Genomic DNA, 14,184 nt, shown 5'->3' on the forward strand with positions numbered 1-14,184 from the left:
GCTCGGTCTGAACAGTTATAGGGACAAGTTCTGATCCGTTCCGAGGGTGCGGCTCTTCCGACTGCCTGGCTCAGGCCGCGCGCCCAATCCAAAGCCGGCGCTTTCCTGCGCCTGGATGCGGGGAACCCGTGCCGCAAGCTGTGCGGCCATGGCGTGGGCTTCCACATGATCCGGCTTTTCAGCGAGGATGGCGGCGACGATAGGCTGCGCTTCCGCGAGGCGGCCGGAGCGCATGTGGCATCGCGCGAGCTGAAGCCGGCACATGGAGGCCATCTCCGGATCGAGTTCACCGAGACGGCTCCAGGCCGCGATCGCGAGGTCGTACTGACGTCGCGCCATGGCGGCCCGGCCGGTCAGCAGGTGAACATCGGCGTCGTCAGGTCGCAGCGATCGTGTCGCGGCCTGGATCGCCAGGATCGCCTCCCAATCCGCGGACCTGAAGGCAGCGCGCATCGCCTGCAACAACCGGCGGCCGACATGATCGGTGCGGCGGGCGAGATCGGGATCGTCAGGTGAGAGCGATCGTGCAAGCATGAGGGCTTCGACCGCCTTGGTGAGGTCCCCGGCATCGACGAGCCTGCGCACATGTTCAAGCATGCGCCTCGGCATCTGCCCAAGCATCTCCCGCGCCTCCGCGTTGTCGGGCGCCAATTCGAGAACCTCGCGCCATTGGGACAGGGCGGCGGCGTGGTCGTCGTTGCGGTCGAGGGCGCGGGCGAGTTGAAGTTGGGCTTCCACCAGCCGGGGGCTTGACGCGATAACGCTCCGCCACAGCTGCGCGGCGCTCGTCCAATCGCGCTGGCGCATCATGAGCCTGCCAAGCTGGACCCGGCTGTCCAGATCGCCGTCGTCCAGCCGCACCACCCGCTGAAAAGCCTCGCGGGCGGCCTCCCAGTCCTCCTCATGCAAGTTCTGCGTCCGCAAGGCATCATGGGCGGCGAGAAGAAGGGTGCGCTTGATGCGAGCACGGCCGCGACTGGCCGGACCATCGCCGGGATCGGCCAGGAGAATGGCCGTGTGGTCCTGAAAGGCTTCCTCGAGATGACCTGCCCGTTCCTGCGCCATGGCGCGCGCAGCGAGATTGCGTAGCGCTTCCTCGGCAGCCTGCTGGATTGCCGGGGCCCGACTCGCATCGGCCCCCGGCTCTCCCTCCAGCAAGGCGCGCGCCATGACCGCGATACCACGATAATGGCGGGCCTGGCGCAGCGCCTCGAACCGGCGCCAGGCGGCTGCCGGATCCTCTTGCACCAGATTTGCGAAAAAAGTGGCGGCGGCCTCGCATCGTCCCCGTTCGAGCGCGAGCTGGCCAAGGAGATCGGTGCAGAGGGCCGTGCGCGGCGCCATCGCGGCGAGCCGCTCGCCTGCCGCATCGGCGCCGGCGGGATCCCCGCTGCGATGGAGGGCACGCGCGAGCTGGAACTGTGCTTCCGGCCAGTCCGGGCGCTCTCGCGCCACAATGGCCCAGGCCGCCGCCGCGGGCGCCCATTGCCGTTCGGCGTTGCAGGCACGGGCCCGGAGCAGCTGTCCTTCCGCATGGGCCGGCGCCACCGCCAGCAGGCGGCGTGTCCAGCGGTCCAGATCGCGCCAGTTGCGGGTGGCGTAGCTCACGCGGCAAAGACCGAGCAGAGGCGCCTCCGCACGAGGCTCGGCGGTATGGGCGAGCACGAAGGCTGCTTCCGCCTCGCGATAGGATTGTTCTTGAAGCAAACGCTGGCCGGCGCAAAGCGCGCCCTCGGCCTTGGCCGGGAACAGGTCCATGATGCCCATAAAAATTCTCCAGAATATAGTATTCTTCTATAAGAAAATCTGATTTTCCAAGTATGATGCGATTTATAGCGAGCGTCGCGGGCGTTTCACCCCGCGCTTAAATGTATAAGAATGAATCTTTTTTATTATGCGATTGATGTGAAGGCTATAGTGATGCATATTGCAAGGATTGCAGCAACTGATTTCTGAAGAATATTTTCTGTAAGAATAATCCTGAAATAAGGTTGTATAAGTTGACATATACAATCATTGATTGTGTCCCTGTTTGCGCTGGTGCAGGACGGGGTACGATGGGGGACGTTGTTCCCTCGGTCTCCACACGAGCTGCAAGTGCTGGAGCTGCGGCGCTGGCAACGCAGGGGTATGGCAGCGCTGCGGATTTGCTGGCCGCGGGCATCGCCAGCTTCCAAGCGGGTGACGTTGCGGGAGCCTGTTCTCCTTTGCGCAGGGCGCAGGCGCGTCGGCCGTATGATCCCGAGGCTTTGCGATGGCTGGCCCGCGCGTTGCGCGGGCTGGGCCGGGAGCATGAGGCCGCCGCGTCATGGAGACGGTTGCTCTTTTTGTTGCCTGAGGACTTCGAGGCCCTTCTTCGCTTCGGGGAAGCGGGCCTGCGGGAACGAGCCGAAGACAAACGTGAAGTCGCCTCTCACCCGGAACTGCCAGAAAACACGGCGAGCGAAGGCCTTCGCGGCGACGCTGCGAGCAAGGGGCCTTGTCTATCGGCACGGATGGAATCTCGATCCGATATCATAAGTCCTGCTGATGCCGAAGACTGTCTCCTGCGCGCTGTCGCCCTTCAACCTGGGGATACCCGGCCGCTGCGTCTCCTCGCGCTGCATTATATCTGGTCCGGGCGACTGGCCGAGGCGCGCGCGCTCCTGCACAACGCCCTGCGCAAGGCCCCACGGGTCGCCGCTTCCTGGCTGCTCGCTCTTGAACTTGTCGGCGCTTGTGGTCGACGGGGGCTGAAGGCGCGTATCCTGCGTCGCTTGCGTCACCATGTCTTGGCATCCCCGGAGCTCGCGGACCACCTGTTCCTCTCTGACGTACTCATGGGGGTGGGCGCGGCACGATCGGCCCGTGACCTGCTCGAGGCGCTGTCGTCTCAGGGCGCGGCGCGTGGTGAAGCGCTTCGACGCCTCGGACTGCTCGCCTTGGCTGAAGGGCATATCGCGCGCGCCTCAGCCTATGCGCGTGGAGAGGGGGCGCCCGCCGCCCTGAGCGAAACCGTTGCGGCCTGTCTGGCGCATCAGCGTCGCCTTCAAGCGCGCGGCGTGCCAGCGCCGCCGACCAGCGACTGGGTTGGCGAGTGGCTTGCGAGCTTCGCGCGGATGCGGCGGGCGCGGCGCCCGCTCGCTTACGACACTCGTCCTGGCGCGGTCGTCCATGTTCTCAATTCGCTCGCCGCGGGCGGCACCGAGCGCCAATGCACGCTGCTCGCGCAGGCGCAGGCGCGGCAAGGTCGCGACGTCCTGGTGCTCTGCGCGGATCCGGGGCGTGGCGGACGCGGAGCCTTTTTTCGCGATAGGCTTCTACGGGCCGGGGTGCGGCTTGCGACGCTTGCCGACTTTGCGGCCGATGCGGAGGCGATCGCACGCACGGTGCCCTTGCTGGCCGTGTCGCCGGAGCCTCTCCGCGCCCTTATCAATCTGCGCGAAATCGCCCATGTCGCTGCCGCCATCGCCCAGCTGCGGCCGGAGGTCGTGCAGGCCTGGACGCCGCAAACCGCCGCGCATGCAGCCATCGCCGGGATTCTCGCAGGCGTGCCGCGCATCGTTCTGCGCGGAGGCAGTGTCGCTCCCGTCAGCCGCTGGGGCGGAGAGGGGGCGGAACAAGAGGGGGCGGAAGGGGCCCGCGACGGGGTGCTGCGCCGCCTGCTGCGGGCCGCCCTTGAGGACCGCAGCGTCCGGCTCGCCAACAACAGCCAAAGGAATCTCGACGACTGGCTCGCCTGGCTCGGTCTCGATGCCATGGGCCTCGGCGAGCGGGCGGCTGTGGTGCCGAACGCCATCGACTCCACGTGGCTGCGGGGCGGCCGGCGCGGACGTGGGACGGCTCTGCGTCGTCGATATGGGCTCGCCCCGGATGCCACCGTGGTCGGTGGTGTCATGCGGCTGGAACGGGAGAAGGACCCCCTGCTGTGGCTCGACGTCCTGGCGCGTCTGTGTGACCGGCATCCCACCGTCCACGGGCTCCTGATCGGCGACGGCCGGCTGCGGCCGCTCGTCGCGGCGGAGGTGACGAGGCGGGGGCTCGGCGGGCGCATCACGTTGACGGGTCTCGTGGCCGACGATCTCGCCGCTCACTACGACATGCTGGACCTCCTGCTCTTGACGTCGCATTTCGAGGGGCTGCCGAATGTTCTCATCGAGGCGCAGGCGCGCGGCGTGCCGGTGGTGGCGCCGGATGTGGGCGGTGTCGCGGCCGCGATGCTGCCGGACGAAACGGGGCTGCTCGTTTCCAGTCGTGATCGCCAAGAACTCACCGCCGCCGTTCTCGCCATCCTGGCGGATGACAGGCGCAGACGGCGCATGGGCAAGGCGGGGCAGGGCTTCGCTTCCCGCTTTTCGCCTGAGACCATTGCCGCGCGATGGGAGGCGGTCTACGGCCGGCTGCCGGAATGACCGGCGTGATCGACATCCTGGCCGAGGATGATCTTGGCTCTCCGGTGCGCGCCGTCGGCAGAACGGCGGGGCCCTGGCTCAATGTGCGATGGGGGCTCGATGGCGCCTGCGTCACCGGCACAGTCGCGGGCACTCCGGGAACGCGCGTCATCCTTACGATCCATGACGGCCAAACCCCGCTCGGCCGTTTGCGCGTCGCGACGCCGGAGGGAGGCCCGACGCCGTGGCAGTTCATCCTTCCCATGCCTCTGGTCGACGGCCATGATCATGCCATCCACATAAGGCTGCCTGATGGACGGCCCGTTCCCGATCGAGATGGCGCGGTCGTTTCCACCTTCAGGCAAACGGTCCGTAGCACCATCGATACCTGCGAAGATGGCGTCATCACCGGCTGGGCCTATGATGTGGCTCGTCCCGGCGAAACCGTGGAGATCGCTCTCCATGATGGCGACGATCTCATCGCGACCGCGCCCGCCGCATTGGCACGACCGGACGTGAACACGCATTTCGGCATCGCGGGCCACCATGGCTTTGCGATTGTCCTACCGCGACGGTTGTTCGATGGGCGCGAGCACGCGCTACGGCTCACGGCCGATGGCACGACTGTGCCGAACGTCGGACATGCGGTGCTGCCGACGCGGTTGTCTCCACCGCACGCGGCCGTCACGGGCCGGACCGCGCCAGCCTTGATGGGCAGGGTGGAGGCCGTGGATTGCCATCGCGTTCGCGGCTGGGCGGCCAATCCTCGCGAGCCCGATCGTCCTGTCGAGATCGGTATCGTGGTTGATGGCCTCGTGGCCATGGTGGTGACGGCGGATGCGTATCGATCCGACCTCGTTGCCACAACGGGTTCAGGCTTCCACGGTTTCACAGCGTCTCTGCCGGCGCGTCTCATGAACGGCGCGATGCGCGAGATAGAGGTGCGCTGTATCGCCGATGGCACGTCGTTGCCAAGAGGCGACGGCGCGAAGGTGATGCGCGTGGACTTTCCGCTAGTCGATCTTCTCGACCAGGCCGAACCTTTCCGCCTTCAGGCGGATGGCCCGCCGCTGGACTGTCCCGCGCGCGTCGCTCCCGCGATCCGGCCCTGGCGAAAGCGCAGGCGGCCGCGCGTCAGCATGATCGTGCTCAATCGCGACGGCGCCGCTTGGCTCGCAGACCTGCTGGCGTCAATCGTCGCCACTGGGCCAGGAAACGGGGAGGGGCAAAGGAACGGGGAAGGGGAGGCGGTGGAAGTGATCGTGGTCGATCATGCCTCCAATGATGAGAGCCGCCTTGTCGCGGCCGGCTTTGCCGGCGCGCTCGCGCTGTCGGTCATCGCCCGCGATGCCAACCACTCCTTTGCCGCCTCCAATAATCTGGCGGCGAAGCAGGCGCGCGGTGATTTTCTGTTCTTCGTCAACAACGACATCACCTTTCTCGAACCCTGTGTCCGCCGGCTGGCGGCGTGGCTGGAGACGGATGCCGCGATCGGCGCGGTCGGCATGCGGTTGTGGGAGCCGCGCCCGGCGGGGGACAGATGGCGCCCTCAGGTGCACCACGACGGCATTCATGTCGCTGTTGCGCAGGCTGATGGCGAGCCGCCCCTTTACCGGCCGGTCGAGGTCTCGCGCGAGGCCGTGCCAGCGGTCGGCGCCCGTGACGTGCCGGCGGTGACGGCGGCGGCCATGATGGTGCGGCGCGCGGATTTCCTCGCGCTCGGCGGTTTCGATGAAGGCTATGTCTACGGCCAGGAGGACGTTGATCTCTGCCTGCGGCTGCGTGCCGAGCTGGGCCGTATCATCGTCTGCGATTCCGGTTTGTCGGCCATGCACAGGCGTGCCGCGACGCGCGATATCGCGCGGCAGCACGCGCCGGAGCCGATGATGCCTGTGCTGGCGGCGCAAGCGGCCAATCGCAGGCTGCTCGCCTCGCGCTTCGCGCCACGCCTGCGGCGCGCGGCGCTTGAATCCATCATATCAGGTGGATTGCCATGGCGGCAGGAGCCGCTGCGGGTCGTTTTCATGGTGACCGAAGCGAGCGACGCCGCGATCGCGGGCGATGTCTTCACGGCTCGGGAGCTTGGCGAGGCGCTGCGCGCGAGCTTCGGCTGGGACATTCTCTTCGCCGACTACCGTACTCAGGCGTTGGCCCGCGCGGATGTCGTGGTCGTCATGCGGCACGATGTGGACCTGCGTGGATTGAGCGGGGGCAATCCCGGCCTGATCATCGTGGCCTGGATACGCAACCGGGTCGATGAATGGCTGGCGAGCCCTTCCTTCCCGGCCTATCATGTTCTGCTGGCTTCCTCGCGCAAGGCTTGCCGGACGATTGCCTCCCAAACCGGCCGCGAGGCTTTTCTGCTGCCGATCGCGGCCAATGCCACCCGCTTCCATCCCAACCAAAAGTCTCCGGACAGATGCCACGCTATCGTTTTTACGGGCAACAACTGGGGCGCGCCGCGTTCGGCGCTTGATCAGATCGACCTCGGCCGCTTCGGCGCGGCGCTCGCCCTCTTCGGCCATGGCTGGAAGGGGCATCCGCGCTGGGGCGCCTACTGGCAGGGGGCGCTGGCCTATGATGAGGTGGCCCAAGTCTATGCCGGGGCCCGCCTCGTTATCGATGACGGCCATCCTGTCACCCGCGATTGGGCGTCGCTGAATTCCCGTGTCTTCGACGCGCTCGCCGCCGGTGCCTTGGTAATCACCAACTGCGTCGAGGGCGCGGCGGAGATGTTCGACGGGTTGCTGCCCAGTTTCGCCACGCGGCGGGAGCTCAATGACCTCATTGCGCGCTATCTCTACGATGAGGATGAGCGCCTCGGGCTGGTGGCCCGCTTGCGCGCCCATGTGATGCGCGCGCATCGCTATGAGCACCGCGTGCCTGTCCTGCGCGGGGCTCTGGCGGGGGTAGCGCGACGCTATCGCGTCGCCATCAAGATCGCGGTGCCGGATGGAGCGCAACGCGAGCGCTGGGGAGACTGGCATTTCGCGAAAGGCCTGAGTAAGGCGCTGGAACGCTGCGGATGCCAGGTGCGGATCGATTGCCTCACCGATTGGTCCACTGGCGTCGCGGCGGGTGATGATGTCAACATCGTGCTGCGTGGACTGTCACGCTTCCAGCCGGCGCCGGGAGCGGTCAATCTGATGTGGCTCATCAGCCATCCTGATCGGGTGGATGATGATGAACTCGCCGCGTTCGACCATGTGTTCGTCGCCTCCTCATCCTATGCCGAGAAGCTGGCGACCCGGCATGGCGACCGCGTTTCCGCCCTGCTGCAATGCACGGATCCCGAGGTTTTCCGGCCAGCGCTCGCGCCGGTCGCGGATCTGCCCGAGGCGTTGTTCGTTGGCAATTCGCGCGGTGTGGAGCGGCCCATGCTGCGCGACGCGCTGGCGGCCGGCATCAATTGCGCCGTGATCGGTGATGGCTGGGAAGGCGTTCTGCCAGCCGGACGGGTGCTGACGCCCCATGTCCCGAACCGCGCCTTGTTCCGCTACTACGGGGCGGGCAGCATCGTCATCGCCGACCACTGGCCCGACATGGCGCGTGAGGGTTTCATCGCGAACCGGCTCTTCGACGCCGCGGCCTGTGGCGCGACTATCGTCAGCGATGCGGTTGTCGGATTGGAGGCGGTCTTCGGCGACGTCATCCCGGTTTGTTCAGGACCCGGTCATCTCGCCGCGACCATCGCGGCCCTGCGCGCCGACCCTGAGGCGCGACAGGCCAGGACCGAGCAGCTTCGCGAGACAATTCGCAACGAACACAGCTTCGATAGGCGTGCGCGACGTATCATGGACGTTATCCGTGATCGGCTGGCACCGTTGTGAGAAGCAGCGCCTGGCCACGCGCATAGAGGCAGGCACATGTGCGGAGAGGTCAGCGGATAGGGCATTCCGCGCGAACGGTCCGGCTGAGGCTCTCAAGAGCCGCGTCGGACGCCCTCACTGATTGAAATAGTCGCGATACCAGGCCACGAAGCGCCGGACCCCCTCGGCCACGGGTGTCGCCGGGCGGAAGCCGGTCAGGCGCTCGAGAAGGCTCGCGTCCGCGAAGGTCGCCGGCACATCGCCGGGTTGCATCGGCATATAATTGCGAATGGCGGCGCGACCAACGGCCTGTTCGATCGCTTCGATGAAGGCGATGAGACGCACCGGCTCCCCGTTGCCGATATTGACGACGCGATAGGGCGCGACGGGGCTCAGTCCGAGATGCGCCGGCGCTTCGTCAAGCGCGCGCGGATCCGGCGGCACTGTATCCGCGAGGAGAACGATGGCACGTGCGAGATCATCGATATAGGTGAAGTCGCGCGCCATATCACCGTTGTTGTAGATGTCGATGGGGGTGCCTTCGATGATGCCCTTCGTGAATTTGAACAGCGCCATGTCCGGCCGGCCCCAGGGGCCATAGACCGTGAAGAAGCGGAATACGGTGGTTGGAACGCCCCAGAGATGCGCATAGGAATGCGTCATCACTTCGGTCGCCTTCTTGCTGGCCGCGTAGAGCGTCAACGGATGATCCGTCGGATCGCTCTCGACAAAGGGCATCTTCGTATTGCCGCCATAGACCGAGCTCGTCGACGCCAGTAGAAAATGGAGCGGCGGAGCGCGACGCACGCATTCCATCAGGTTGAAGGTGCCGACCACATTGGTGTCGACATAGGCGCGTGGGTTCTCCAGGCTGTAGCGCACGCCTGCCTGGGCCGCGAGATGGATAACGATCTCAGGCTTGGCCGCGTCATAGGCGGCGGCCAGCCGCTCCTCGTCTTCCAGCATGAACTCATGGACGGTGAAATGGGGCGACTGCAGCAGCATGGCGTGCCGACGCTGCTTCAAGGCCACGTCGTAATAGGCCGTCATGCCGTCCACACCGACAACGTCGTGCCCGGCCTCGATGAGCATCCTTGCCACGTGAAAGCCGATGAAGCCGGCCGTTCCTGTCACCAGAACACGCATGCGACGATCTCCGGGCGTCAGGCCTTCACAATGTGGGGGGCGGTGATGCCGGCGCGCGCGCAGGCGTTGCGTGTGTCGATGACGAGCCGGGCATTGTTCGCGACGAGCCTGTAGTCCACGTCGTCATGATCCGTGGCGATGAGCACGACGTCAAACGCGGCGATCGCCGGGCCATTCAAGGTGATACGCGGCCGGCCCTGGTACTGGGGGTACTCGCGCATGGGCGGGATGGCGGCGACATGGGGGTCGTAATAATCCACCATAGCGCCCCGGTGCTCCAGAAGCTCGATGAGTTTGAAGGCAGGGCTTTCGCGCACGTCGTCGACGTTTTTCTTGTAGGCAAGGCCGAGCAGGAGAACCCTGGCGCCCTTGAGGCCCCGGCCGGTCGCCTCATCGAAAGCGCGCGCCAGCCGCTCCACCACGTAATGCGGCATCGCCGTGTTGATCTCGCCCGCCAGCTCGATGAAGCGCGTCGACGTCTCGTATTCGCGAGCCTTCCAGGTGAGGTAAAAGGGATCGATCGGAATGCAATGGCCACCGAGGCCCGGGCCGGGGTAGAAGGGCATGTAGCCGAAAGGTTTGGTCTTGGCCGCTTCGATGACCTCCCAGACATCCACGCCCATGCGCTCGTAGACGACCTTGAGTTCGTTGACGAGCGCGATGTTCACGGCGCGGAAGATGTTTTCCGTGAGCTTCACCGCCTCGGCCGTGCGTGTCGACGACACGGTCACCGTGCCGGCGACGATGGCGCCGTAGAGCGCATCGGCGAGGCGAAGGGCGACCGGCCCGTCGCCCCCGACAACCTTTGGAATGGCGCGGGTGGTGAAGGCGGGATTGCCGGGATCCTCGCGCTCCGGGGAATAGGCCAGGAAGAAATCCTCGCCACTTCTCAAACCCGAGCGTTCCAGGATGGGCTTCATCACCTCATCCGTCGTGCCCGGCCAGGTCGTCGATTCCAGCACGACGAGGTGGCCACGGCGGAGATGGGGGGTAATCGCCTCCGTCGTGCGGATGACATAGCTCAGGTCGGGGTCGCGATGCGCGGTGAGAGGGGTCGGGACACAGACGATGATGGCATCCACGGCGCGAAGGCGTGCGAAGTCCGTCGTCGCCCCGAAACGACCGGCAGCGATGGCCGCGTCGAGCTCGTCCTCACCGATGTGCTTGATGTAGCTGCGGCCGGCTTCCAGGCTCTCCACCTTCGCCTGGTCGATGTCGAAGCCCACGACCCGGTATCCGGCGGCCGCGGCGGCGAGCGCGAGCGGCAGGCCGACATAGCCGAGGCCGATGATGCCGATGACCTTGTCCAGAGACCAGTCGTTCTCGATCGTGCCGTCGTTCATCACGCGTTTTACCTCTGCGCTGCGGGGCAACCCGCGCGGCGAGCCGTCGCTCCACCTGCGCTTGTATCGACATGGATGAGCGCCGCCAAGCTCCGCGTTTGGCAAGGGCTCACTGCTCGCGCATCGTCATGGCGAGCCGGCGGGTCAGCGGCTCCAGGAGATAGGACAGTGGTGTCCGCTCGCCGGTGATGATGAGCACGTCGGCCGGTAATCCAGCCCGGAGTTTCCCGGATAGCGCCGGTGGGATATCACGTGGATTGGCGACGATCTCCGCCGCGAAATAGCTGCGGCCGCTCGTCTCGTCGACGAGGCTGTCATGGGAGAGCTTGCGCAATGCGCCGAAGATCGGCGCGCCACCGGTCTTAAAGGTTGGAAACTGGATCTCCGCCTTCAGCCCCACCATCACAGCGCCCATGTCGCGTGGATCAATCCGCGCCTGGATGACGAGGGGTTCATCAACGGGCGCGATATCGAGCAGCGCCTCGCCCGGTTTGATGACGGCGCCCGGTGTAACCACCTTGAGCCCCTGGACGACCCCGGCCTGGGGCGCGCGGATCAACAGGCGCGCCGCCACATCCTCCCCCACGGCCATTTTCTCGCGAAGGTCGGCCAACAGCTTGCGGACTTCGATCAGGCGATCGGTGAGCTGCTGCTGCCGCTGCTGTTCGGCCTGCGCCAGCTCCAGCTCAGCCTGCCGGATGGACTGTGCATTCTGTGCCATGGCGGCCGCTGCCTGGCCGATGGTGCCTTCGGTTTCCGCGCGCTGGCGCTCCAGCGTCGTTATGCGCGGCCATTGCACCAGGCCGCGACTGTACAGGCGACGCAACGCCGGCAGTTCCCGGTCAAGCCAATGCAATTGTTTGAGCGCGGCGCGGTGGGCCTGTTCGGAGCCCGCGCGCTGCTCTTCCGCCTGCCGGAGACGGGCGTGCAGGGATGCGATGTGATTGGCAAAGCGCCCCGTCGCCTCGGTCAGCGCGTGGCGCTGATCCTCGATGGCCTGGCGAACGGTCGGCACCGCGCCTCGGTCGAGGACCTCCGCGGGAAAAGCAATCGGGGCGCCGTCACGTTCCGCGACGAGGCGGGCCTCCTCCGCGAGGGCGGCCGCGCGCTGGTTGCGGATGGTATCGAGCAAGGCGCCCGCCTGGGTCGCGTCGAGGCCGAGCAGCACTTGTCCGTGTGCGACCCTGTCGCCGTCGCGGACGTGGATGGAGGTGACGATGCCGCCCTCCAGGTGCTGCACGGTCTTGCGTCGTGTTTCGACCGCCACGGTTCCGGGCGCGATCGCTGCACCGTCGAGACGGGCCAGCGCCGCCCAGGCGCATCCGCCGCCCAGGGCGACCGCGAGGATCGTGAAGCCAATCCTCGCCGGACGGCGCCAATCGAGTTCGGCCCTTGGGCCGGAGCTTGTCCGCGGGAAGGGGCTGGCTTGTTGGGATGGGCTGGCTTGATGAGGGCGGGACGAGGGGTTCGGCCCATCGTCGGGCTCAACGCCAGCGGGCCGAGGGCGTTCTGTCCGGACGCGGCCTTGCCTTGGTGCGATATAGCGGGCGAGTTCCGAGACGTCAGTAACGCCCTGCAGTCGCGCGAGGTCGCGAAGAAGCTGCAAATCATCGCGGACCTGGCTTTCACCGGCGCGCGCCATCGGCGGCATAGAGGGCAAAACCGGCGCGGGTGACGAGACCCGGTGTAGGTGGGACGCAGTTGGGGCCCGAGCTGTCTTCATGAGCGGGCGACCATGCGCATTGGCTTGCCGTCTGGCGCGTCCCGGCGGGCGATGCGCCGCAGAACGTCATCCCGGGTGCCGAACTGCGTCAGCTTCCCCTGACCGAGCACGGCAATCGTGGTTGCCGCGGCCAGGAGCTGGGCCTTGTGCGTGATGAGCACAACCGTCGTCCCTTGCGCCTTGAGGGAAGCGACGGTCCGCGTCAGGCTAGCCTCGCCGGCGCTGTCGAGATGAGCATTGGGCTCGTCGAGCACGACGAGGGCCGGCTGTCCGTAGAGCGCGCGGGCCAGCGCGATCAACTGGCGCTGGCCGCTCGAAAGGTGGGCGCCCCGGTCGCCAACGGCCGTCGCATAGCCTTCGGAGAGCGACTGGATCATGTCATGCGCGCCGGCCAGCCGGGCCGCGGCGAGCACGGCGTCGTCGTCATGGCGGGGAGCGAACCGTCTGATGTTCTCGGCGACGGTCCCGGGCATCAAGGCGCTGTCCTGCGCCAGGTAGCCGATGTGAGCGCCGAGGGCATCGCCGCGCCAGTGGGCGTAGTCGGCGCCGTCGATCCGGACCTGACCGAGCGTCGGCTGAGCAATGTTCACTAGCACGCGCGCCAGCGCGGATTTGCCCGCACCGCTTGGACCGACGACGGCCAGCACTGTGCCGGCGTCGACGGTGAACGAGATGTTGCGCAGGATGACGCGACGCGAATGAGGCGCGGACAAGGTGAGACCCTCAACCTGCAAGCGCCCACTGGGCCGCGGCAGAGCCACATCGGCAGGAGCGCCTTTCGTCGCAGCGAAAAAAGCATCGAGCCGCGCGCGAGCAAGCCTGGCGGCCTGATAGCTCCGCCACTGGTGAATGACCTTGCGGGCCGGATCCGTCGCATGGCGGCCGATCAGCATGGCGGCATAGATCACTGCCGGGGAAATCCTGCCCTGCAGGGCAAGCGCGGCGGCTGTGGCAGGCACCGCAAGGAATGCCGCCGAATGCGTGAAATGCGACAGAAGCAACAGGGGTGCGGCCCGTTCGCCGGCCCCAAGGCGATGGATCAAGGCCGTCTCATGCTGGACGAGCCAGGATCGCGCGGCATTGCCGCCCATGCCCATTGCCTTCACGACGTCGCGGGCACCGAGACACCGCTGTTCAATGGCCGCGGCAGCCGCGTCGGCGTCGCGGGCCAGCGCGAAGTCCGCGGCCGTTGCTTTCTGGGTGGCGACCGCCAGGAGAAGCACGAGCGCGAGCGTGGCCACGGCCATGCCACCGAGCACCGGGTGCAGAATGAAAAGGGCGAGTAGGAACAGCGGCGACCAGACAAGAGCAAAGAGGGCTGTCAGCCCTCCATTCACCCAGAATGCGCGGAGCGTCTCGAGATCACGCAGGGCGCCGGCATGGTGCTCGTCGACTGCGCCCGTGCCCGCGCTGTGCAGGCGCGCGAAGAGATCGGGAGCTATGGCGCGACTGAAAGCAAGCCCCAGCCGTTCCAACAGGCTCTGCCGTGCACGCCCGACAGCCGCCTCGACGAGAAGCAGGAACAGGGCGATGGCCGTAAGCGCCATGAGCGTGTCCATGTTACGGCTCGGCAGCACCCTCTCGTAAATATTCATCATGTAGAGGGGGACGGTCAGCGCGATGAGGCTGATGGCGCTCGTCAGGAGGCCGACCGAGATGATGCCGGGCCGAAGCTCAGCCAGGACGGCGGTCAGCCGCATGGCGCTGTCCTCGGCATAATACTTTGCAGCCTTCGCTGTTGCCCGCCCGGCGACGGAAATGCGTGCGGTTGCGGCACCATCGGCGCGTGGCAT

7 protein-coding genes are annotated in these 14,184 nt (G+C 66.6%); 2 read left to right on the forward strand and 5 right to left on the reverse strand.

The window, feature by feature from the left end; translation table 11 throughout:
• Positions 1-15 precede the first annotated feature (15 nt).
• Entirely contained in the window at positions 16-1,767 is a 1,752-nt protein-coding gene (locus KIO74_RS01785) for a tetratricopeptide repeat protein (RefSeq protein WP_213329958.1), read from the reverse strand.
• Between the two features lie 290 nt (positions 1,768-2,057).
• On the opposite strand from KIO74_RS01785, the gene KIO74_RS01790 reads away from it, so the two are divergent.
• Together KIO74_RS01790 and KIO74_RS01795 are read left to right on the forward strand one after the other, a co-directional pair.
• Positions 2,058-4,391, forward strand: a complete 2,334-nt coding sequence (locus tag KIO74_RS01790) for a glycosyltransferase (RefSeq protein WP_213329960.1) — start codon at positions 2,058-2,060, stop codon at positions 4,389-4,391.
• Positions 4,388-8,200 carry a glycosyltransferase family protein gene (locus KIO74_RS01795; protein ID WP_213329962.1) on the forward strand — a complete coding sequence of 1,271 codons (3,813 nt, stop codon included), beginning with the start codon at positions 4,388-4,390 and terminating at the stop codon, positions 8,198-8,200. Before KIO74_RS01790 ends, KIO74_RS01795 begins: the two co-directional genes overlap by 4 nt.
• Before the next feature lie 114 nt (positions 8,201-8,314).
• On the opposite strand, the gene KIO74_RS01800 is transcribed toward KIO74_RS01795, so the two are convergent.
• The 4 genes from KIO74_RS01800 to KIO74_RS01815 form a co-directional block, all read right to left on the reverse strand.
• On the reverse strand, positions 8,315-9,325 hold the full coding sequence (locus KIO74_RS01800; RefSeq protein WP_213329964.1) for an NAD-dependent epimerase: 1,011 nt from the start codon (positions 9,323-9,325) through the stop codon (positions 8,315-8,317).
• Positions 9,326-9,342: 17 nt separating this feature from the next.
• Positions 9,343-10,668 (reverse strand): nucleotide sugar dehydrogenase, encoded by a 1,326-nt coding sequence (locus KIO74_RS01805; RefSeq protein ID WP_213329966.1) that lies wholly within the window; start codon positions 10,666-10,668, stop codon positions 9,343-9,345.
• Between the two features lie 109 nt (positions 10,669-10,777).
• Positions 10,778-12,319 carry an HlyD family type I secretion periplasmic adaptor subunit gene (locus KIO74_RS01810; RefSeq protein ID WP_213329968.1) on the reverse strand — a complete coding sequence of 514 codons (1,542 nt, stop codon included), beginning with the start codon at positions 12,317-12,319 and terminating at the stop codon, positions 10,778-10,780.
• 68 nt (positions 12,320-12,387) lie between these two features.
• Positions 12,388-14,184 carry a type I secretion system permease/ATPase gene (locus KIO74_RS01815; protein ID WP_213329970.1) on the reverse strand — a complete coding sequence of 599 codons (1,797 nt, stop codon included), beginning with the start codon at positions 14,182-14,184 and terminating at the stop codon, positions 12,388-12,390.

The organism is Chelatococcus sp. HY11 (genome assembly GCF_018398335.1).
Lineage (GTDB): Bacteria > Pseudomonadota > Alphaproteobacteria > Rhizobiales > Beijerinckiaceae > Chelatococcus.